This is a genomic window from Salinimicrobium sp. WS361, assembly GCF_050750585.1.
In the GTDB taxonomy this organism is placed as follows: Bacteria; Bacteroidota; Bacteroidia; order Flavobacteriales; family Flavobacteriaceae; genus Salinimicrobium.
In genome coordinates, this window is record NZ_JBOJLM010000015.1 from 1 (window position 1) to 23151 (window position 23151).

Consider the following 23151-nt stretch of genomic DNA (forward strand, 5'->3'; position numbering starts at 1 on the left):
TCAAAAATGACATTTTCAAGAGGTTTCAAAAATGACATTTTCAAGAGGTTCCAAAAATGCTATTTTTCAGAAGGATTTAAAAGTACCGGTTCACCAAAGCCCAGATCTTCCAGACGATCGAGCTGGGTAGCCGCATCACCTACAATGAGGTAATACATCTTATCGGGATTGACATATTTTTGGGCCAGAGCCTTAATTTCCGGAACAGTGATGTTTCTCACGATCTCTTCCTGTTGCAGAGCGTAGTCCATAGGTTTATCATAGTTGCTTATTTCCTGGAGCATTTGAAGTTTTGATCCCATAGTTTCAAACTTTCGGGCGTTGCTCTTTATCATAAAGCCTTTGGTTACCTCCAGATCCTGTTCATTGAAGTTTTCAGGATAATTCCGAAGTATTTGCTTCACGAGGTCAACGGCTTCAAAAGTGATATTTGAACGCACGCCGCTCGAAATAAGAAAAGGACCGGTAAAAGTGCTGCCGTTGAACCCGGAACGGATGCCATAGGTGTAACCTTTGCCTTCCCTAAGTTCCTGGGTGAGCTGGGAAGCAAAACTTCCGCCACCAAGCCGGTAATTCATCACCGTGGCCAGAAAGAAATCTTCATCGGTCTCTGCCAAAGCCGGATAGCCTATATGTAATACCGATTGCTTGGCCCCCGGAACGTCATAGAAATATACCTTAGATTCAGCGGGAGGAAGTACTGCCGGAAGGTCTTCAAAAATGACATTTTTGACACTCCAGTTTTCAGTAATATCTTTTAATTCGGCAACTACTGCTTCATTCTCAATATCTCCAACCACCAGGAAAGAAGCCAGGTGAGGGGAGAGGTTCCTGGCATAATAATCCTTTAGATCCTGAAGGCTGATAGCTTCTACCGTACTTTCGGTTCCCAGGTTGTTGTGGGACAAAATGTGGTTTTCACCGTAAATGAGCTTTCTAAATTCGTTGGAAGCAGTATAATCTGGAGAGGCTTTTTGCTGCTGAATCCGGTTTATCACCTGTTGTTTCGCTAGGGCAAATTCTTCTTCATCCCACCTGGGCTGTAGAAGGATTTCCTCTACAAGGTTCATTGTTGCTTCAAAATTCTTAGCAAGGGTGCTACCGCTAATGATCATTTTTTCATCGGTAGCGTTTACCCGAATGTCGGCACCCAATAATTCAATGGCTTCTTCCAGCTCCTGCGGGCTGCGGTTCTTAGTACCTTTTGTAAGCATATTAGCCAGGAGATTGGAAACACCAATTTTAGACGGGTCTTCCAGCAGCATGCCTCCTTTGATCTCAAGAATAAATTGCACCAGCGGCACTTCAGAATTGTTGATGCCATAGACCTCGAGTCCGCTTTCCAGTTTTTGGTCCCAAATTTCAGGAACTTTTACTTGTGGTGACGGCCCGTAAGGAGGTTCTACAGTTCGGTCGAAACTGGAAGGGGTCCTGTTGTAAGTAACTTCTTCTTCCAGATTGAATTCCTGCTCGGCTCCCATCACGATCTCTTCTTCTTCAACTTCGGCCGCAACAGAATTTTCCAGCGCCAGTTCCTTTTGTCCTTCCGGAACAAAACTGGTAGCTACAAAGGGTTTATTCTGAATGTACTTCTTATAAACTCTCATCACATCCTGCGGGGTCACTGCGAGAATGTAGTTGATCTCTTGATTGATCATATTAGGATCATTGGCAAAGATCTCATATTGGGCCAGCTGAAAACCTTTTCCCAGTACGCTCGAAAGGCTATTGTAAAATGCCGTTTCCTGCCCCGCTTTTATTCGTTTTAGATCTTTTTCTGAAATTCCTTCTTTCTCAAATTTCCGGAAGGTCTCTTCTACAGCCGAATGCACTTTGTCAAGGTCTGTACCGTCATAAGCTCTCACCTGCAGCATGAATTGACCGGCAAGTTCAGAGGTGTAATTGAACATCTGTACATTGGGGGTCAACTTCTTGTTTGCCACCAGTTCCTTATAAAAAGGAGCATTTTTTCCTTCAGAAAGATAATTGGCCAAAACTTCAAGAGCATAAGAGTCTTTGTGGTAAGAAGGAACCGATGGCCAGGCCATGGTCAATTCGGGTAGTTGCGCAAAATTATCTTCATAGTACAGCTTTTTTGTCTGCTGCAAATTCGCAGGTCTCTTCTCAAGATCCTTAATTTCAGGCCCTCTTTTGATCTCTCCAAAATATTTCTCTACCCATTGTTTTGCCTGTGCTGTATCAAAGTCACCGGCAATAGTGAGTACCACATTGTTGGGCACGTACCATTGATTGAAGAACTCTTTTACATCTTCAAGTGTGGCATTTTGAAGGTCTTCCAGGGAACCAATTACCTGCCAGTTGTAAGGATGGTTTTTTGGATAGAGATTTTTGTCAATAACATACATGGTGTTGCCGTAAGGCTGGTTATCTACCCGCTGTCTTTTTTCGTTTTTCACAACCTGCTTTTCTTTGGCAAGTACAGGTTCTGTAACCGTATTAATAAAATAACCCAGTTTGTCGGCTTCTGCCCAAATCATCTTTTCGAGTGCATCATTTGGCACTGTTTGAAAATAATTGGTACGGTCGCGGCTGGTAGAACCGTTTGCGCCGCTGCCGCCAATGCGGGCACTTAGCTTATCGAGTCCGCCCTTTCCAAGGTTCTCCGATTCCAGGAAAAGAAGGTGCTCAAAAAGGTGCGCAAATCCGGTACGTCCCTGCTTTTCTCGTGCCGAACCTACGTGACTGGTAAGCGCAACCGCCACTACAGGATCTGACTGGTCTACATGAAAAATTACTTTCAACCCGTTATCAAGGGTAAAGGTTTCGAACTCTACTTCAAAACCGGGAGCTTCAGCAGTTTGCTGAGCCCGTGCATTTCCTGATAGCACAACCAGCAGGAATGCGAATAAAAAAGACTTAAGTGATGACTTCATTTGAACTTGTTCAGAATTAAATTACGAGATAGGTGACATAGGCAATATACCCGATTACAAACACAGCGCCTTCCCAACGCTCAATGCTGCGGCCTTTTCCTGTAAATACAAAAATAAAGAGCAGTAATCCGGTAACCATGTTCACCATAATATCAAAAAAGGAATCAGGGTTTATACCAAGAGGAACAATAGTCCCCGAAATTCCCAGGATGAGGAAGATGTTGAAAATGTTCGAACCAACCACGTTTCCAATGGCAATATCAACATTCTTTTTTCTCACTGCAATAACAGAAGTTGCAAGTTCGGGCAGGGAAGTTCCAATAGAAACTACGGTTAAACCAATTACTCTTTCTGAAAGGCCAATAACTTCAGCAATACTTACCGCACTGGTAACAATAAGGCGCCCCCCAATGATGAGCCCGGCGAGGCCGAGAGCAATGAATAAAACGGCTTTTCCTACCGAATAATCTTTGGTTTCCATCTCCTCATCGGCGCCACCACTTTTTGCAACCATAAGGTTGTAAACGAGAAAGATGAGAAAGAACAGCAGGAGTACAATTCCTTCACTTCGGGAGATAAGATTTGTGGTTGCGCCGTCAAGAACAACGTCTGAGGCTACAACAAATACACAAATTGCCGCCAGTAAACTCAGCGGAATTTCGATCCAGGTCGTATTGCTCTTTACCGTTAGCGGATAAATTAGGGCAGAGATCCCCAGGATTCCAAGCACGTTAAAAATGTTACTTCCCAGCACGTTGCCCAGCACCATATCTGTACTCCCTGTGGTCGCCGCAAAAACGTTCACCACGAGCTCTGGGGCCGAGGTTCCAAAAGCAACAATGGTAAGCCCAATCACGATACTTGGAACCCCCCATCGAGCTGCAAGGCTTGAAGCGGAATCAACCAAAAAGTTCGCTCCGTAGATAAGGGCTACAAAGCCTACCAGTAAAAGAAGAATATCTATTAGCATGAATATTTATTTTATTAGTTAGTTATTTCACTATTGTCAACCAGGAAGATGGAGTTCACGAAAAGAAGTTTTCCATTTTGCCAGAAGGCCCGGAACAACGGATTGTCAACCAGGTATATAAAACTTCCCTCGCCCATAGGTTCTACTCCAAAGGTCAGCGAATTCCTGATCTTCTCTTTAGCTTCACTTCCAACAAATCCGGCGACGATCTCGGGGGATTCCTCCAGGTAACCTACGTTGTAGCCGTCACTTAAAAGACTGTAACTATCACTACTTAATTTTAAGCTGAGGTAGGTGTCTTCATATCCAAAAGCCATGGGATGAGTTTCGTCCATCCTGGTTTTTATGATGCTTCCGGTTATAAGATCCTTAATCTCATTTCTTTCCCTTTGAGCATAAGGCACCAGGTTTGGTTTTGAAATACTGTCGGTTTCTTTTTTCTCATTCTGCTTCAGGGAAAAATCCTCATTTCCGGCGAAGGTTTTTAAAGCGTTGCCAATGGCAATCACTTTTCCGCCGTTCTTCACCCAATCTGTAAGTTTTGCTAATCCTTCTTCATCAAAAAGATCACTGTAACTGCCTATGGGAAGTATGATGACATCGAGCTTTGTAAGGTCAACGTTCCCAAAATATCCTGTATCAATAGAGGTGACAGGATAATTGAGTTCCCGTTCAAAGAAATACCACAACTCTCCATAGTTAAGGGAAGAGGTTCCTTCCCCTCTTAAAATGCCAATTCTGGGCGTGTTTATAATCTTTACTTGTGATGAGCCAAAATCGGGTCCCGAGGTTGAAAATCCGGTGTTGGTTACAGTGAGTTCTCTTCCGTGTTCGTTTGCAATCCTGGCAAGAAGTAAATCAAAATCCTCTTTGTTTCGGTTGTCGCTTTTTGTGATAATAAGACTACCCGGGGCGAATTTTTTTCCGGAATTCTCCAAAGCTGTCTCAGTAAATCTCACCATGATCCCCGCTTCAAGAAGTGCTGTGAGGAATCTTGCGTCTTTCATGCTGTCCCAGCCAGAAATGTAAGCCGCCGCTGCTGGAGCAGGAGTGTTATTTATTGCGGTGGTATCCTTAGCATCAAGACCTGAAACTGAAGACTGGGTGCTCAAAACATCCAGGCCATGAGCATAGGGCAGGCTCCATGCAGTGATATCATAAGTGAGGGAATCGGCCAGGTTGGTAGAAGGTTCCATAAGCACGCGTACCATCTTGCCTTTTGGTTGGGCTGTACTTACTACCAGTGAATTTTGATCAACATCCACAGTTCTCTTCTTTTGTTCAAGAGCATTATATCCTTTTACTTTCGCAGGTTGTGCCATTGCATATTCGATCTCATGCCGGTCAAGTAATTCCTTTAGCAGGTCCAGCTTGTCCTGATGCCCGGTTAAGACGTAATTCACTGCATTTTTTCCGCTGTTGTCGTAAAACTTTGAAAATTCAGCATTAAGTCGCTCCACATTCTGTGCGGCAATTTCTACTGTAGAGAGTCCGGTGGTGTGGTGATGCTGTACCCGGTCCACCAGGGTAAGTACATATCCGTGATCGGTCTCAACAGCAAGCCCGGCATGCCCTGCCTGTTCATAGGTCATTCCTATAGCTCCCATATAAGTAGGGTAGGTGTCCCCATAGCTGGGATAGAGGAGATCAAAGCTTTCTTTTGTAAAATAGAGCCAGCCTTCTTTATCAAAATAGCGGGCGTGATTCAATCCTATTTCTTTCTGAAATTCCTTCTGAAAAGGTGTGATCACATCGTGCAGCGGTTCGGCGGCAGGTGCGAAATAATAAGGAGCATTTTTGTACTGTTCATGAAAATCTACGTGAATGTGAGGCATCCATTTGTTGTAAATTTCCAGGCGTTGTCTTGTCTCTGTTTGAGTAGCCCAGGCCCAGTCACGGTTAAGGTCAAAAAGATAATGATTGGGGCGTCCTCCCGGCCAGGGCTCATTGTGCTCTACAGCCATGGGTGAGGTATTAGATGGCGTGGCCTTTACCTGCTTATACCAGTTCACATAACGGTCCCGGCCATCGGGATTCACGACAGGATCCATGATCACCACCAAGTCCTGTAACCAGTCCTGCCTTTTGGTTACCAGTTCATATATGGTCTTCATGGCCGCTTCTGTACTCGAAGCTTCATTTCCGTGAACATTATAACTAAGCCATACAATGCCTTTTTTGGCAGCTGAAGAAGAAGTGCCTTCAGTTAAACCGGCATTCTGAAGGTGGCTTTGGCGTATCTGCTCCAGGTTTTGCAGGTTTTCTTCTGTAGAAATAACGGCATAGGTAAGAGGTCTGCCTTCATAGGTTTCTCCGTATTTTTGGAACTGCACAAGTGGCGAATTTTCCGCCACGTGTTTAAAATATTCAACCACTTTGTGGTGAGGCGTGAAACTGGTGCCCAGTGGGTAACCTAGAAATTCTTCGGGAGATTGTTGCGCAAAAGCTAACTGAAAACTCAGTAAAAGTGCTGTGAATAAAGCCGTAATTTTGTTCATAGGGGAAAATCTCATTTTTCAAATTAGAGGTAAATATAAAACTTTATCGTTCTCAATATCTTTTTATTGATTTTACCGCCAACGCTCTTAATTGTATATTTGCGAAAATTCATTTCAATGCAGAAAAATTCTCTTTCGTATCGGGAAACGAACTACTTTACTTCATTAGTAACCGATTATCTGGATCAAAAAGAGAATGTTAAGCAGTTTTACGGGCTTTTCCCTGACCTCAATAACTTCGGAAAGCAGATCCTTTCAAAAAAAGAGAACTTCAGCAGCCACGGCGGAAGCGAAAAACGTGCCGTTCTTGTCAAAACCCTGAAGCGTCAATATCAAAATATAAATGCTTCTGAAGCAAGTCTTTCGAACATTGATCTTTTGGAGAAAGACACCACTTTTACCGTGACAACAGGGCATCAGCTCAACCTTTTTACCGGTCCGCTTTATTTTCTTTACAAGATCGTATCCGCTATAAATCTTGCGGCCGATCTTAAAAAAGAGTATTCGGAATACAATTTTGTGCCGGTGTACTGGATGGCGACCGAAGATCATGACTTTGAAGAGATCAGTTTTTTCCATCTCCACGGAAAGAAATTTCAATGGAATCCGCCAAAATCAAAGAAGACCGGCGGACCTGTGGGAGAAATGCCTACCGATGGTCTTGAAGATGTCTTTGAACTTTTTTCAGCTGAAATTGGGAGTAGCAAAAATGCACAGCAGCTCAAAGAATGGTTTAAAAAAGCATATTTAGAGCACGATAATCTTGCCGATGCCACCCGTTACCTGGCAAATGAACTTTTTAAAGAGCAGGGGCTTGTCATTCTTGACGCCCATGAGCCCGAGCTAAAGAGGTTGTACATTTCACCTGTCAAAAATGAGCTTTTTGAGCAGGTTTCTTTTAATAGTGTTCAGCAACAAACTGAAGCTTTAGAGAAAGAAGGTTACCCGGTGCAGGTGAATCCGCGTGAGATCAACCTGTTTTACATGCAGGAAGGTATGCGGGAGCGCATCATTGAAAGAGACGGAAAGTTCTTTGTCCACGACCAGGAGATTTCCTGGACCCGCGAAGAATTGGAGCAGTTTATCGAGGAAAATCCCGAGAAATTTAGCCCCAATGTTTTGCTTCGCCCGTTGTATCAGGAAGTGATTTTGCCAAACCTGTGTTACATTGGCGGCGGCGGTGAACTGGCGTACTGGTTTCAGCTAAAACAGCTTTTTGAAGAGGTAGATGTGACTTTTCCAATACTTCTGATTCGTAATTCGGCCTTGCTTCAAACAGAAAAGCAGGATCAAAAAAGGCAAAAACTGAACATCTCTTTATCCGAGCTTTTCCTGAAGTCTCATGAATTGATCAACCGGAAAGTAAGAAGGATTTCCAATATAGACATCGACTTTTCCTCTCAAAAAGAGCATTTGGTGAAACAATTTCAGGAAATGTACATCCTGGCCGAACAAACTGATAAATCTTTCCTGAATGCTGTAAAAGCGCAGGAGGTGAAACAGCTTAAAGGCCTTGATCACCTGGAAAAACGGCTGCTAAAAGCCCAGAAAAAAAAGCTTGAAGATGAGGTTTCAAGAATTGCAAGTCTGCAAAATGAATTATTTCCCGGCAAAGGGCTTCAGGAAAGGCATCATAATTTCTCAGAGTTTTATCTTGAATATGGAGATGCTCTCATTCCTGCCCTGCTGGACAGCCTACAACCACTTGAATTAAAATTTGATATTATTTCGCTATGACGAAAATGCATAAGATAGACATCGATCTTGTTGAAATGACGCTCGATGTAATGAAATATACTGTTGACCGTATCTCAAATGTTACGCCCGAGCTGGGTTCTCCCCAAAGAGAAGAGGAGCTGTTTGAAAAGATTGGAGAAACTGTCACGCCAAAAGGTATTGGGGGAGAAGTTGCTTTTAAAATGTTTCGGGATATTTTGGTGAAGGCTACCGTGCCTATAGATCACCCTCGCCATTTAGCCTTTGTGCCGGCTGCGCCTACACGTGCAGCTATTATGTTCGACCTTGTAACCTCGGCTTCCAGTATTCACGGTGCTTACTGGATGGAAGGTGCCGGTGGGATCTTCTGTGAAAATCAAGCCATGAAGTGGCTGGTTTCCCTTACAGGGCTGCCAAAAGAGTCTTTTGGAGTATTCACCAGTGGTGGGACAGCCGCAAACCTTTCGGGACTTGTTACAGCGCGCGAAGCCTGGAGAAAGAAAGATGCGGCCAATATTGGAGTGCGGGCTTTGTTGCTCACTTCAAATGGCGCCCATTCCTCAATTCAGGCAATGGCTAAAGTGATGGATGCCGATGTGGTGATGATCGATTGTCCCGATGAAAACCTGCGAGGGCATGCGTTACAATCGGCTATTGATGAGCTCGAAGAGAAGGACCGAAAAAGGCTTTTTGCAGTGGCAGCTACCGGTGGAACTACCAATGCCGGAATCATAGATGAGCTGGATTCTATTGCCGATGTTTGTGAAAAAGAAGGGATCTGGTTTCATGTAGATGCTGCTTATGGTGGCGGCGCACTTGCCGCACCTTCTGTACGCCAACTTTTCAACGGAATTGAAAGGGCCGACAGTATTACGATAGATCCTCATAAATGGCTTTTTTCACCCTATGACTGTGGGGCTATTCTTTATAAGGATATGAGCCTGGCCGCCGAAGCCCATTCACAAAAAGGGGCTTACCTCGAGATCTTTAAAGATGGAGGTGCAGATGGCTTTAACCCTTCCGATTATCAGATCCAGCTTACCCGGAGGGTCCGCGGAATGCCTTTATGGTTTTCCCTGGCAATGCACGGAACCGATAAGTATACCACTGCCATTGAAAAAGGGATCGAGCTTGCGAGGATTGCTGCGGAAAAGATTGAGCAGGATGACAACCTTGAACTGGTAAGGCCAGCGAGTTTATCAGTAGTTTTATTCCGAAGAAAAGGCTGGACTCCCGACGAGTACCGCGACTGGACCTATAGAAATCACAAATCAGGTATGGCTTTAGTGACACCCACGAAGTGGAAGGGAGAAACTATTTCACGTTTCTGTTTCATCAATCCCGAAACCACCGAAGCCGATATTGATGCTATTTTGGAAACGATGAAATAATTCTAAATTCAAAATTTAAAGTTCAGGATTCGGGATTAGATTCAAGTGGAAACCAGGTCACCTCGAGCGGAGTAGAGCGGTCATGTCACCTCGAGCGGAGTCGAGAGGTTGGGAACCGTGTTTTAAAAGCCACAGATACACAGATGTTCTATTATTAGAGTTCTTTACAGAATCTCTTTGTGAGCTGATTTGAACCTTCGTGCTCTTAGTGTGAAATTAGATCCTGTAGTTTAATCTGCGGGAATCTGCGAAATCTGCGGGAAAATTGATTTGAGAATTTGAAGATTTTGGGATCGTGAATTTAAAAGCCACAGATACACAGATATTCTATTTTTAGAGTTCTTTACGCAATCTCTTTGTGTGCTTTTTTGAACCTTTGTGCTCTTAGTGTGAAATTGCATCCTGTAGTTTAATCTGTGGGAATCTGCGGGAAAAATTGATTTGATGATTCGTTGATTTGAGAATTTGAAGATTTTTGGGATCGTGAATTTAAAAGCCACAGATACACAGATGTTCTATTGATAGAGTTCTTTACGCAATCTCTTTGTGAGCTTATTTGAACCTTCGTGCTCTTAGTGTGAAATTGCATCCTGTAGTTTAATCTGCGGGAATCTGCGGGAAAAATTGATTTGATGATTCGTTGATTTGAGAATTTGAAGATTTTTGGGATCGTGAATTTAAAAGCCACAGATACACAGATTTTCTGTTTTTAGAGTTCTTTACGGAATCTCTTTGTGAGCTTATTTGAACCTTCGTGTTCTTCGTGTGAAATTAGATCCTGTAGCTTAATTGCCACGGATACACTAGTGTCTTTTTGATCTGCGAAATCTGCGGGAAAAATTGATCTGAAAATTTGATGATATGTTAATTTGAAGATGTGGGGATATTTAATTTAAAGCCACGGATACTCATGGATGTCTTTTTATTCTCTGCGGAAATCTGCGTGATCTGCGGGAAAATGAAATTTGACAATTCTGGCATTTGAATATTTTCGGTGATTTAGCGGCCTCTGCGAAAGTTCTTTGCGCTCTCTGCGAGAAATTTTATCTCACATCTCAAGAAGTAACCTCCACATTCTCCCCAATCTCAACTGTTGAGCCTTCTGTAAAGATCACCGAATGCGGGGTTTGGGAATTGAGAATATTAAACGCAGGATCGAACTGCCGGGAGAAATCGACGTCAACGGAATATTCTTCTACACTGTAAAGATGCCAGTCCACGTGATTGAGCCCATATTCGTAGGTCTTTTCCCCCGATTGAAGGTATCCAAAAGGACGATCAAGAAAGAATGCCGCTTCACTATCCTTATTGTATGGTCCTGCGAGACGGTTACTTCGCACCCAAAATTTTTGCTGTAGATCATTGTACTGCCAGGAATAAATCATTTTAATATCTTCCTGTGTCTCCTCTACAGCACTATTTGTGGGGAGAGCATGATAGTTTGTCTTGAAGATGGTATTGGCCAATATGGCAGAGCCCGGTTGCTCTAAGATCCGGTGTATAACCACCACTCCTTTTTGCCATTTTGCACCATCAAAACGGCGGACATAAATTTGAAGATCAATTTCTTCAAAATCCTTCAAAAATGGCAATTTTACATCGGCCACCTTCAGTTTATTCACCTGAAAGCCGACCAGGCTTATCATGCACAATCCGTTGAGAAAATCGGGTTTTGTGTGCTTTGGCAGGTATTTCTCCACTACTTCAGCAGGAATAGCGTAATTTATAAGGGCAACCTTCCGAAATTCAGAAGAAATATGCAGTTTCATGGTTTGTATTAATGGGTTTACCCAAAAATATCGAAAGGATAAGAGGAAATTAGTCAGTTTGGGAAAAAATTAGAATTTCTGGAAAGTTAAATCCTTCAGCATAAAACTTTCAGGAAAGAGCTGAAGATTAAAGAAAAATAGCTTCCAAAAATGTCATTTTCAGAAGGTATTTTTACCAGTTAAAGATGATATATTCTTAGTCTATTTCAAATTCCAGCCTCATGGTCACTGAGGCTGTTTTCTTCTTATCGGCAGTGTTATAGGCGCCGCCCCAGGTAAAGCTTTCGCCACTGTTCTGTCCAATGATCTGGAAAACGCCAAGATCGGCACTGCGCAAAGATCCCAGTTCGCTACCGCTGTTTTGGGCAATTTTTTCGGCTCTTATGCGGGCATCTTCTGTGGCGGCCGAGATCATCTGGATCTTGAGGTCACTTAATTTTGTGTAGTAGTAGCGGGGAGGAGTAGAATTGAACTGCACCCCTTTTTGGAGAAGTTCGGTGATCTCCCGTGATACTTTTTCGACCATTGGCACATCTGTAGATTCAATTTTTACGGTTTGCTGAAGTTGGTAGCCCTTAAAGATTTCTCCTACATAATTGCCGTTCTGGTATTGTGCCTCTCTAAGCTCGGTAGTCTTTACCGAATTGAAGACGATATTCTTCTCATCTATGCCTTTTGAAATGAGGTACTGTCTTACGGTTTCTTTGTCTGCATTGAGCCTTTCAAAAGCAGCCTGTAGCTCCATGCTGGTTTGAGAAAACGTCCCTTCCCACACAATAAGGTCTGAAGTGAAATCTTCACTTCCCGATCCCGTTACTGCGATGACTCCGGGGGGAGTGGCTCTTTTGAGATAAAAATTACCGGCAATGTAGGCGGCCAGTACTATGGCGACCGATACGAAGATGGGAGCAATGTATTTCATAGGGGGTAAACTGAACGATTTTAAGTTTAAAGATATAAAATAAGTCGGCACAGGGGTTAATTTTACCTCAAATTCCTATTTTTGCGCATGCACAACAACGTCCTTATCTTAGATTTTGGCTCTCAATACACACAATTGATTGCCCGCCGGGTTCGAGAACTCAATATTTACTGCGAGATCCACCCTTTCAACAAGATTCCAAATGATCTTTCCAGTTTTAAAGCTGTAATACTTTCGGGAAGCCCTTTTTCTGTGAGAGCAGAAGATGCGCCACACCCCGATCTTTCAAAGATCAGAAAGCAGCTTCCGGTTCTTGCCGTATGTTATGGAGCGCAATATCTCGCACACTTTAACGGTGGAAAAGTGGAAGCTTCAGAAATAAGAGAATATGGTCGCGCAAATCTTTCGGTGATCAAAGATGATGAAGCCTTGTTTGCTGATATTACTGAAAACTCACAGGTATGGATGAGCCACAGTGATACCATTAAAGAATTGCCCGAGAATGGGGTGAGGCTGGCAAGTACACCAGATGTACTGAATGCCGCTTACCGCATTGATGGGGAAGAAACTTATGCCATCCAATTCCACCCCGAAGTTTATCACTCAACAGATGGAAAACAACTTTTGGAAAACTTCCTTGTGAACATCGCAAAAGTTGAACAGGAATGGACTCCGGAAGCTTTTGTAGACATGACGGTGGCCGACCTTAAGAAACAAATAAGAGATGATAAAGTAGTGCTGGGGTTAAGCGGAGGCGTAGATTCTACCGTTGCCGCCGTACTTCTTCATAAAGCCATTGGTAAGAACCTTTACTGCATCTTCGTAAATAATGGTTTGCTTAGAAAAAATGAATTTGAAAGCGTGCTTGACCAGTACAAGCATATGGGGCTTAACGTAAAAGGAGTAGATGCTTCGGCACGTTTTTTGGATGCTCTGGCAGGAATCTCAGACCCTGAAGGGAAACGTAAGGCGATAGGAAAGACATTTATTGATGTATTTGACGATGAGGCTCACCGCATAAAAGATGTGAAGTACCTGGCACAGGGAACCATTTATCCCGATGTTATTGAATCTGTCTCGGTGAACGGGCCTTCGGTGACCATCAAATCTCACCACAATGTGGGCGGTTTACCTGCTTATATGAAGCTCAAGGTTGTGGAGCCGTTGAGAATGTTGTTCAAGGATGAGGTGAGAAGAGTAGGAGCAGAGCTGGAGATCGATAAGGAACTTTTGGGAAGACATCCGTTCCCCGGCCCCGGCCTGGCGATTAGGATTCTTGGCGACATCACTCCCGAAAAAGTTCGTATTTTACAGGAGGTGGATGCCATTTTTGTAAATGGATTAAAAGAATGGGAGTTATATGACAAGGTTTGGCAGGCAGGAGCAATTCTTTTGCCAGTGAACTCGGTAGGAGTAATGGGAGATGAAAGAACCTATGAAAAAGTAGTTGCCCTGCGTGCAGTTGAATCTACCGATGGAATGACGGCCGACTGGGTGAATCTACCATACGACTTTTTACAAAAGACCTCCAATACAATAATTAACAGAGTTAAAGGCGTTAATAGGGTAGTGTACGACATAAGTTCTAAACCGCCTGCCACTATTGAGTGGGAATAAACAATGATCTATGAAAAAAATTGCAGTTCTTTTTCTCTTTTTGCAAATGTTCGCTGTTCAGGCTTTTGCACAAGAGTATAAATACCACATTGTAAAGAGAGGGGAAACAACAGCGGAAATTGCAAGGCAATACAATATTTCTGAAGAAACGCTCTTTAGGTACAACCCCGATGCCCGTCGCGGGATACAACCTGATGGAAAACTGGTAGTGCCCCTTAATAGCGGTAGGGATGAAGATATACAGGCTTCAGCACAGGAAGATCAAAAATTTGTGACTCATCGCGTGAAGCGGAAAGAGACACTTTTTAGTCTTTCACAGGAGTATAATGTGAGTATTGAAGACATTAAAAGATTCAATAAACATCTTTATTCCGAAGAACTTCGCAGGGGAGAAAAGATCAGGATTCCTAAAAGTACACCTGCCGCAATAGCCAACAATCCTAATCCTTCACCCTCGCCTTCAAATATATTTGATCTAAGTGTGAAGGAGCACGTGGTGCTTCCGCAGGAAACCCTTTACGGCATTTCCAGGAAATACAACATTACCATTGCCGATTTGCAAAGGCTTAATCCAAACATGCAGAACCTGCAACCGGGGATGGTGATCACGGTTAGGAATGGAAATGTCGAGAAAGTGGTTGATGTAGATGGTAAACTTTTCAAGTACTACCAGGTGCAGCCACAGGAGACTATTTTTAGTCTTACGCGTCGCTTCGGAATAAGTCGCGATTCATTGGTGTCTCTAAACCCGGCACTTGCCGACGGATTAAAATCGGGTATGGTGCTTAAAATTCCAAATATTGGGCTTGCTGAAGGTGTTGGTGAATATGAGTCTGAAGAATACGTGAACCTGGAGCGTAAGATCAATAACAATAAGACAAAGAACCTGGTGGTGATGTTGCCGTTCAACAAGAATAAACTTGTAGTTACCGACACATCTGATAATTATGCCGAAAGAATTAAGAAAGACCAGGTGATGCAGTTGTCCCTCGATTTCTACACCGGAGTTTTAATGGCAGTAGATTCGGCTAAGACTTTGGGAATCTCTACAGATCTTACTGTATTGGATACCGAGCAAAATCCCGGAAAGGTTAATTTGCTGCTCAACACCCAAAATTTTGATAATGTTGATGCTGTGATCGGGCCACTTTTACAGTCTACCGTAGAAACAGCCGCCAGAGGCCTGGAGCGAAAGAATATTCCTGTGGTTTCCCCTCTTTCAAAAAATCAAATTACCGCTCTCGATAATTACCTGCAAACCCGTCCTACAGACGAGATGCTGCGTGAAGCGATGATCTCATTTATTTCAGAAAATTCTGCAGGTAAGAACCTTGTGATCATTGCCGACGGAAGCGCAGCCGAGAACAGGAGACGGCTTTCTGCTGCTTTTCCCGCTGCCAGATTGGTAACGCCCTCAGAAGGTGGTTCCATCAATCAGGCTCAGGTTGCAGGTGCTCTGGATAAAACCCGTCCTAACTGGATCATCCTGGAGTCGAGCAAGATTGGTGTATTGAGCAATGCCACTTCATACCTCAATTCTATTGCCGATGCATACAAGATCACGCTGTTGACAACCGACAGGAATAAGTCTTTTGAAAGTGATAATATTTCCAATAGTCATTTGGGGAAACTCAATTTCCATTACCCTTCTGTTGATCGTAATTTTGATCCTGAAAAGAACCGGGCTTTTATTGAGAAATATGTCGAAAAGTATGGTGTAGTGCCAAATGCTGCTGCAGTAAGAGGTTTTGATGTGACTTATGATGTTCTGTTAAGGCTGGCTTCGGCAGAAAATCTCTATGAGTCGTTAAAGACAGACAGCACTACCCAGTATGTAGAAAATAAATTCAGTTACGAAGTACGTCCCGATGGCGGCTATATCAATAACTCGGTTTATATCTTATCCTACGGAAGGGACCTCAATTTAAAAGTAGTTAGATAATGACTTCAAAAGTAACTTATCTGGGCGATCTAAGAACCCAGTGTGAACATTTACAAAGCAGTAATACCTTTATTACAGATGCGCCCGTAGACAATGAGGGAAGGGGAGAGGCTTTTTCTCCCACCGATACGGTCGCCACAGCCCTGGGGAGCTGTATGATGACCATTATTGGTATTAAGGCCAGAGATCTGGGTATTAATGTAGAAGGAACCACTGCCGGGATCACAAAAACTATGGCTGCAGATCCAAGAAGAATTTCAGGCATAAAAGTTGAACTTAGCTTTCCGGCTTCCTATGATGAGAAAAACAGGAAGATCCTGGAGCGTGCAGCAAAGACATGTCCGGTGCTGTACAGCCTGCATCCCGATATCGTCCTGGACATTAGTTTCCACTATGAAAATACCATTTCTAAGTAGTCTTTTAATTCTTTTAGCCTCTTTAGGAGCGCAGGCTCAGGTGCCGGAAGAAAAGATAGGATGGGAGGAAAATGTTCTCACCTGGGAAAATTTTCAGGCCCCACCAGATCCTAACAGCCCTTTTTCTGCAAATACCAGTTCGGGCATCTCATACTCCTGGTCGCTTAAGACTTCTGTTTTAGGTAAAGAATATCAATTTGAAGTAGAATCATTTTTCAATCCGAAGAGATCGTGGGTGAAAGACAGTAATTCTGTCCACCTGCTAGCTCATGAGCAGCTGCACTTTGATATCACAGAACTACACGCACGAAAGCTTCGGAAAGCGATGGTGGAATTTGATTTCAAAAAGAGCAGGGAGGTAAAATCTTCTTTGCAGGAGATCTATAAAAATGTTGAAAAGGAGCGGGCCCTAATGCAGGATAAATTTGACAGAGAGACAGGGCACAGTATGAATAAAGAAGCCCAGCTCAAGTGGCAAATATTGGTTAACGAAGAATTGAAAAAGCTGGAAGAATTCTCTTCTTAAAAGCTGGCGACCTCGGCTTTGGCTGCTTCAAATTCTTTGAGCATATCCTGAATAATTTCGGCTGCAGGTTTGATGTCATGAATCAATCCCGAAATCTGTCCTATTTCCAGTTCTCCTTCCTCTAGATCTCCTTCAAACATGCCTTTTTTAGCTCTTGCGCGTCCCAGCAGTTCAATGAGTTGGTCTTTTGTAGGGCTTGTAGCATACAGCTCGGTTACCTGCTCAAAAAAGCGGTTTTTCAATAACCTTACAGGAGCGAGTTCTTTTAGAGTAAGAACAGTATCTCCTTCTTTGGCCTGCACTACCATTTCCTTAAAGTTTGGATGAGATGAAGCTTCATTGCAGGCAACAAACCTGCTGCCCACCTGCACGGCATCGGCTCCCAGAACCATCGCGGCCAGCATTCCACGGCCGGTGGCAATACCTCCTGCAGCTATAAGCGGAATTTTGATTTGTTCCCTAACCATGGGAATTAAGGTAAAAGTGGTGGTCTCATCCCTGCCATTGTGGCCTCCGGCTTCAAAACCTTCAGCTACCACTGCATCTACACCGGCGGCTTCAGCTTTAAGGGCAAATTTCACGCTGCTTACCACATGAACCACTTTGATTCCTTTTTCCTGTAGATAGGGAGTCCAGGTTTTCGGGTTTCCGGCAGAGGTAAAGACAATTTTCACTCCTTCTTCAATGATGATCTCTATGATCTGTTCCAGGTTGGGGTAGAGCATGGGAACATTCACGGCAAAAGGAAAGGAGGTGGCTTTTTGACATTTTTGGATGTGTTCCCTAAGAACTTCAGGATACATAGAGCCTGCACCAATAATTCCCAGTCCTCCTTCATTGCTAACGGCACTGGCGAGTTTCCAGCCGCTCGCCCAGATCATTCCGGCTTGTACAATGGGATATTTTATGTTGAAGAGTTGGGTGATCCTGTTGTTGGTCATAGTAAGGTTAGATAAAACCCTGTCAGGGGTTTGGAACCCTGACAGGGTTGAAAAGTTCTTTTGCGAAATTAAGAAATTACTCCTGAACCTATTAATTCATCTTCCCGGTACCAGGCCACAAACTGGCCTTCGGTGATAGAAGGTTGTGCTTTGTCAAAAATAATATAGAGGCCGTGCTCTGTTTGGTAAAGCCTTGCCTCCTGAAGTTCCTGCCGGTAACGAATTCTGGCCTTTACAGGCATTTCTTCATCTGTCTCCAGCTTTAAATCGGGCCGCACCCAGTGTATCTCATCGGGAGAAATAAAGAGGCCGCGACGGTAAATTCCGGGGTGGTCTTTTCCCTGTCCGGTGTAGATCACGTTTTCTTTCACATCGGTTTCAATTACGAAAAGCGGTTCGGGGGTACCACCCACGGCAAGACCTTTTCGTTGCCCTTTAGTGAAATAATGAGCCCCCTGGTGACGCCCCACTTTTTTACCTTCGGAAGGTTGGTATGAATATTTACGGGACATGAATTGTAGCTCTTCCAGTTTATTCTGAAATTCTTTGGTTTCAGACTGAAATTTTTCTTCTGAAGCAGGAATTTCTACGATGTCACCTTCTTTAGGTTGCAACTTCTGCTGAAGGAATTCCGGAAGTCTTACTTTCCCGATAAAACAAAGTCCTTGTGAGTCCTTTTTTTCAGCAGTAACAAGATCCTGTTCCGCAGCAATTTTTCGTACTTCACCTTTTTGAAGTTCTCCTATAGGGAACAGCGTTTTTGCAAGTTGCTCCTGTGAAAGCTGACAAAGAAAATATGATTGATCTTTGTTCTTATCTTTTCCCGCAAGCAGTTGAAAAGCCGTTTTACCATCAACCTGCGTTTCTCCCTTGCGACAATAATGACCTGTTGCAACATAATCGGCACCCAGGGATAGTGCAATCTTCATGAAGACATCAAACTTGATTTCTCTGTTACAAAGTACATCGGGATTTGGTGTGCGGCCACGTTCATATTCGTTGAACATGTAATCTACGATACGTTCTTTATATTCGGCGCTAAGGTCTACGGTTTGAAACGGAATTCCGAGTTTATCGGCTACCAGCATGGCATCATTTGAATCGTCCAGCCAAGGGCATTCCTTGGAAATTGTTACCCCTTCATCATGCCAGTTCTTCATGAACAAGCCAATAACTTCATAGCCCTGCTCTTTTAACAGATAGGCTGCAACACTTGAATCTACCCCTCCAGATAAACCTACAACTACTCTTTTCATAATCTTTCTCTCCCCTTTTTAAAGGTCTTGAATTAAGCTGCAAAAATACAGAAAATTTGCCACTTTTGGAGAGTAGAAAGAGAGCAGCCCTGACCGAACTGGAAGAACGGGCAGGGCTGCTTTTTATGTTGTTTTGGCTGGAGGCCGTCTATAGCTGCCTGTCAAAGGATAAGACAGCATTCACCCCAGATATGTTGGTGGTAAAGGTGAAACTATCAGAACCATCAAAGTCAATAGTGCCATTTACTGCCTGAAGATTCGGAATGTAGATGGTGTAATTGTTATCAGACTTTTTTTCCCAGGCACCTTCGCTGTCTTCCAGAACACAGTCATTGTTGGCTGCATAAAGTTCCCAGCTTGCTGTTCCATTAGCTGTAAAGGTGATAGTAGAAGGTTGAGGGCATTGCAGGTCAATTACCGGTGGACTTACAGCGGTAAGTACCCAGGTGTCTACAATACTGGTTTGGGTTGGTGCTGCATCATCGTCATCACTACATGAAGTGAAGCTGAAAATTCCAAGCGATAAGAATAAGATTAAAAACTTTTTCATAATGTTCATTTTTTAGGGTTTTGGTAAATATATTAAATCTATAAATGTTTGAGGATTGCTTAAAATTCTTTTTCTTCTTTAAGTTTTCCGTTTTCGTAGTATTTCCAGGTGCCGTGGTGTTTATCGTTTTCATAAATCCCCTCGCTTACAAGCTCGCCTTTGCCGTTGTAGATCTTTGCAGGGCCGTGAAGTTTACCGGCTTTATAGAGCAGGTCTTCAAGAACAACGCCTTTAACAGAATATAGCTTTCGGGGGCCATCCAGTTGTCCTTTATTATACGTGGCTTCTTCGGCAAGTTGGCCATTATCGTAATAGATTTTCTTCTGCCCATGTAATTCCCCGTTCACGTAATGCTCTGTCATCATAACAGCATCCGAATCTTTGTGGTAGTAGGTCCAGGTACCAGTGCGTTGTTGACCAGTAAATCCGCCCTCACTTATAGTGCTGCCATCCTGCGCCAGGTATTTTGCTGCTACCTTTTCAGAATTGGGGTCAAAATTCATTACGGCAACAGGTTGTTTAAGTCCTTCCTGATAAAATTTAAACAATCCGATTCTTTTTTCCATGTTCGTATCTGCCCTCGAATTTAGGTTGGGATTGATTGTTGTCATAATATTCTATCCACTCTCCATGCTTCTCTCCTCTATTGTCATAGGTGTTGGGCGAGGTTTGAGCCACGGCAGAGGATGTCAATAAAAGTATAAAGTATAAGGCACTGAATGATTTAATTGTTACTGACATATTTTTGTTTAAAAAAAATTAACTAAACTTAAACAGTATTGTTTGTTCTTTTACTTTAGATTTGAATCGTAACTTAAAATAAACTACAAATGAAAGATTTATTAAACTTAAAAAAAATAGCGGCGGGCCTATTTTTTGTATTGGCTTTTACAGCCTGTAGCGATGATGACGATGATACTGCCGTTCCGGTTGTGGAGACTAACACTATAGCCGACTTTGTTGCGTCAAATGACGATTATTCTTCGCTTGCTGCGGCACTCGAGGTGACCGGTCTTACTTCAACGCTAGATGGAACACAAAATTATACTGTATTTGCACCCGATAATGATGCATTCGCTGCTTTTCTCTCAGACAACGGATTCTCTACCCTTGCTGATGTTCCTGTAGGCGTGCTTACCCAGGTATTGCTCAACCATGTACAAATGGGAGAAATTATGGCAGCCGATCTTTCTACAGGTTATATTGAAAGTATGGCTACCGGAAGTGCTTCCGAAGAAAACCTTTCTATGTATATAAGTACAGAAAATGGGGTTATGATCAACGGAGTAGCCACTGTGACTGCAGCCGATATTGAGGTAGATAACGGAATTATACATGCAGTAGATGAAGTGATTGGCTTACCAAGCGTGGTGACCTTTGCTCTTGCCGATCCTACTTTTGACAATTTAGTGGCAGCACTTACCAGGGAAGATGATTTTACTTTCGTTTCTACTCTTATGGAGACTGGTTCACCCGCGCCATTTACAGTATTTGCGCCTACCAATGATGCTTTTGCTGCTTTGCTTGGAGAACTGGAGATGAACTCTTTAAGTGATATCCCTAAAGATGTTTTGGCGTCGGTATTGAGCTACCACGTAGTGGCCGGGGCAAATGTGAGATCATCGGCTCTTACAGATGATATGGAAGTTTCCACGCTTTTGGGACAGTCGTTCACTATTGACCTTGATAATGGGGCAATGATCACCGATGCCAACGGAAGAACAGCAAATATAATAGTTGTAGATGTACAGGCCAATAACGGTGTTGTTCATGTTCTTGATACTGTTTTGTTACCTGCTATGTAATTAATTGTTTTGGTGGTTGGTTAAATGTAGAAGAGCCCGGGAAATTCCCGGGCTCTTCTTTTTTATTGGTAAATAAACTCTGTTATTTCTTTCCTTTCTTTTGTTGTTCTGCCTGCTCCATCATCTCCTGCATCTTGCGGGCAAATTTACCCTGTTTCTTAGGCTTCTTCTTGTTCTCCTGGATTTGTGCGTGAATCTTGTCTTCATCAATAATGAAGTTTTTGATCACCAGCATGATTCCAATAGTAATAAGGTTTGAAGTCAAATAGTACAGTGAAAGTCCACTTGCGTAGTTGTTGAAGAAGATCAACATAAAGAGCGGGGAAAGATACATGATAAATTTCATGTTAGGCATTCCCGGCTGTTGCGCATTCTGCATCGTTTGCCCGGTGGTCATCATCATATAGATAAAGATGGCAATAGAGGCGAGAATTGGAAACAAACTCACGTGATCTCCGTAGAAAGGTATATAAAAAGGAAGCTCCGCAATCTTATCATAACTTGAAAGATCATCTGCCCATAGGAAGCCTTTTTGCCTTAACTGAAAAGCACTGGGGAAGAACATGAAGAGCGCGTAGAACACAGGCAGCTGCATTAAGGCAGGAAGACATCCACTCATTGGGCTGGCACCGGCTTTACTGTACAGCTTCATGGTTTCCTGCTGCTTCTTCATTGGGTTATCCTTGTGCTTCTCGTTGAGCTCGTTGATCTCAGGTCTTAACACCTTCATCTTTGCCTGTGACAGGTACTGCTTGTATTGAACAGGGGAGAGCACAAGTTTAATTGCAATAGTCATTACAATAATGGCTATTCCATACCCCATGTAATTGGTGATAAAGGCAAAGAAAGGAATGAATAAATACCTGTTGATCCAGCCAAATATTCCCCATCCAAGAGGCATTATTTCATCAAGGTTCCTGTCGTAATCATTAAGGATCTTATAATCACTGGGGCCATAATACCAGTTCATGTTGTAATTAAGCTCCCCGCCGTTAAGCTGTAGCGGCATGCTGGAAGCAAAGGCCTTGGTGTATAAAGTATCTACTTCCTCATCTTCCACAAGGTTTTCTGCCTTAAATGTTCCGGTTTCAAAAGGAGTGTCAGTAAGTAATATCGAGGTAAAGAAATGCTGTTTATAAGCGACATAAGAAATGTCCTTTTCTTCATCTTCCCCGTCGTTCACTTCATCATCGTTTCCGCCATCATACTCATATACAAGTTTGGTGTATCGGTTCTCATAAGTGATACTTTTTGCATGCCTGTATCCTTTAAGTTTCCAATCGAGAACTATAGGCGCCGAAGAGTTTAGAACGTCATTTAAACCTTGTGATCTAACCGTAAAGTCTATCATGTACTCGCCAGGCTTCAGCACGTAGCGGTATTCAAGAAATTCTTCAGGAGAAACCTTAAGTTTCATCGAAACAATGGTGTTGTCCCCATTTTTGGTTACTGTCGGCTCAAAATAAAGGTCCTTTGTATTCAGTACCCGGCCATTTACAGTTGAAAAACTGAGGTTAAAAGATGCATTATCATCTTTTATAAGATAAACAGGAATAGAATCAAAGGTCTTGTAATTCTTCATTCTCGCTTCGGAAAGGTATCCGCCTTTGTTTGAAAAATTCAAAGCAAGAACATCGTTTTCAACTGAAGTAGTATTCTCTGAAGCCGAAGGTAAAGTAGCCGAATATCCAAATGCACCCAACCTGGATGCTGCCCGGGCTACCGCTGCCGAATCTGTCTCCTGTACTGCATCGTACTGAGGCACTTCTTCCTGCGCATCGGGAGTGACTACAACTTCATTATTTGCCGGTTCTTCCACAACTTCGGGAGCCGAAGGATTCATATACAACATCCATAACAGGATTCCCCCAATGAGAAGGAATCCTATTAAAGAATTAATATCTAATTTTTTTTCTTCCATTATAAAAATTAATAAAC

The 23151-nt window shown here is 43.0% G+C and carries 17 protein-coding genes; 7 read left to right on the forward strand and 10 right to left on the reverse strand.

What is annotated here, in order from left to right; all coding sequences use genetic code 11:
- Positions 1 to 59 precede the first annotated feature (59 nt).
- The 3 genes from ACQ93I_RS13725 to ACQ93I_RS13735 are packed head-to-tail and all read right to left on the reverse strand — an operon-like array spanning position 60 to position 6362.
- Positions 60 to 2894 (reverse strand): M16 family metallopeptidase, encoded by a 2835-nt coding sequence (locus tag ACQ93I_RS13725; RefSeq protein WP_431698987.1) that lies wholly within the window; start codon positions 2892 to 2894, stop codon positions 60 to 62.
- Between the two features lie 16 nt (positions 2895 to 2910).
- Positions 2911 to 3864, reverse strand: a complete 954-nt coding sequence (locus ACQ93I_RS13730; protein ID WP_431698988.1) for a calcium/sodium antiporter — start codon at positions 3862 to 3864, stop codon at positions 2911 to 2913.
- Between the two features lie 14 nt (positions 3865 to 3878).
- Entirely contained in the window at positions 3879 to 6362 is a 2484-nt protein-coding gene (locus tag ACQ93I_RS13735) for a M14 family metallopeptidase (protein WP_431698989.1), read from the reverse strand.
- Positions 6363 to 6479: 117 nt separating this feature from the next.
- On the opposite strand from ACQ93I_RS13735, the gene bshC reads away from it, so the two are divergent.
- Together bshC and ACQ93I_RS13745 are read left to right on the forward strand one after the other, a co-directional pair.
- On the forward strand, positions 6480 to 8099 hold the full coding sequence (gene bshC, locus ACQ93I_RS13740; RefSeq protein ID WP_431698990.1) for a bacillithiol biosynthesis cysteine-adding enzyme BshC: 1620 nt from the start codon (positions 6480 to 6482) through the stop codon (positions 8097 to 8099).
- 5 nt (positions 8100 to 8104) lie between these two features.
- A complete protein-coding gene (locus ACQ93I_RS13745) occupies positions 8105 to 9469 on the forward strand; it encodes a pyridoxal phosphate-dependent decarboxylase family protein (protein WP_266070365.1) in 1365 nt (454 codons plus the stop codon).
- Between the two features lie 1055 nt (positions 9470 to 10524).
- On the opposite strand, the gene ACQ93I_RS13750 is transcribed toward ACQ93I_RS13745, so the two are convergent.
- A complete protein-coding gene (locus ACQ93I_RS13750; protein ID WP_431698991.1) occupies positions 10525 to 11238 on the reverse strand; it encodes a DUF2071 domain-containing protein in 714 nt (237 codons plus the stop codon).
- A 196-nt stretch (positions 11239 to 11434) separates the two neighbouring features.
- A complete protein-coding gene (locus ACQ93I_RS13755; protein WP_266070332.1) occupies positions 11435 to 12160 on the reverse strand; it encodes an SIMPL domain-containing protein in 726 nt (241 codons plus the stop codon).
- A gap of 87 nt (positions 12161 to 12247) precedes the next feature.
- Here ACQ93I_RS13755 and guaA point away from each other — a divergent pair, with 87 nt between their 5' ends.
- The 4 genes from guaA to ACQ93I_RS13775 are packed head-to-tail and all read left to right on the forward strand — an operon-like array spanning position 12248 to position 16661.
- The gene (guaA, locus tag ACQ93I_RS13760; protein WP_431698992.1) at positions 12248 to 13777 is read left to right on the forward strand and encodes a glutamine-hydrolyzing GMP synthase; all 1530 of its coding nucleotides are present in this window, start codon (positions 12248 to 12250) and stop codon (positions 13775 to 13777) included.
- A 10-nt stretch (positions 13778 to 13787) separates the two neighbouring features.
- A complete protein-coding gene (locus ACQ93I_RS13765; protein ID WP_431698993.1) occupies positions 13788 to 15719 on the forward strand; it encodes a LysM peptidoglycan-binding domain-containing protein in 1932 nt (643 codons plus the stop codon).
- Complete coding sequence (locus ACQ93I_RS13770) at positions 15719 to 16135, forward strand: OsmC family protein (protein ID WP_266070327.1); 417 nt, start codon at positions 15719 to 15721, stop codon at positions 16133 to 16135. Before ACQ93I_RS13765 ends, ACQ93I_RS13770 begins: the two co-directional genes overlap by 1 nt.
- A complete protein-coding gene (locus ACQ93I_RS13775; RefSeq protein ID WP_431698994.1) occupies positions 16113 to 16661 on the forward strand; it encodes a DUF922 domain-containing protein in 549 nt (182 codons plus the stop codon). The genes ACQ93I_RS13770 and ACQ93I_RS13775 overlap by 23 nt, the downstream gene beginning before the upstream one ends.
- Here the strand turns inward: ACQ93I_RS13775 and ACQ93I_RS13780 are convergent.
- From ACQ93I_RS13780 to ACQ93I_RS13795, 4 genes are all read right to left on the reverse strand, one after another.
- Complete coding sequence (locus ACQ93I_RS13780; RefSeq protein ID WP_431699046.1) at positions 16658 to 17647, reverse strand: NAD(P)H-dependent flavin oxidoreductase; 990 nt, start codon at positions 17645 to 17647, stop codon at positions 16658 to 16660. The genes ACQ93I_RS13775 and ACQ93I_RS13780 overlap by 4 nt on opposite strands.
- Positions 17648 to 17670: 23 nt before the next feature.
- On the reverse strand, positions 17671 to 18858 hold the full coding sequence (gene mnmA / locus ACQ93I_RS13785) for a tRNA 2-thiouridine(34) synthase MnmA (protein WP_431698995.1): 1188 nt from the start codon (positions 18856 to 18858) through the stop codon (positions 17671 to 17673).
- Between the two features lie 148 nt (positions 18859 to 19006).
- Entirely contained in the window at positions 19007 to 19408 is a 402-nt protein-coding gene (locus ACQ93I_RS13790) for a hypothetical protein (RefSeq protein WP_345598186.1), read from the reverse strand.
- A gap of 59 nt (positions 19409 to 19467) precedes the next feature.
- Positions 19468 to 20019 (reverse strand): toxin-antitoxin system YwqK family antitoxin, encoded by a 552-nt coding sequence (locus tag ACQ93I_RS13795; RefSeq protein ID WP_431698996.1) that lies wholly within the window; start codon positions 20017 to 20019, stop codon positions 19468 to 19470.
- Positions 20020 to 20238: 219 nt separating this feature from the next.
- On the opposite strand from ACQ93I_RS13795, the gene ACQ93I_RS13800 reads away from it, so the two are divergent.
- On the forward strand, positions 20239 to 21213 hold the full coding sequence (locus ACQ93I_RS13800) for a fasciclin domain-containing protein (RefSeq protein ID WP_431698997.1): 975 nt from the start codon (positions 20239 to 20241) through the stop codon (positions 21211 to 21213).
- An 82-nt stretch (positions 21214 to 21295) separates the two neighbouring features.
- Here the strand turns inward: ACQ93I_RS13800 and yidC are convergent, their stop codons facing one another.
- Entirely contained in the window at positions 21296 to 23134 is a 1839-nt protein-coding gene (yidC, locus tag ACQ93I_RS13805; RefSeq protein WP_431698998.1) for a membrane protein insertase YidC, read from the reverse strand.
- Positions 23135 to 23151: the final 17 nt, after the last annotated feature.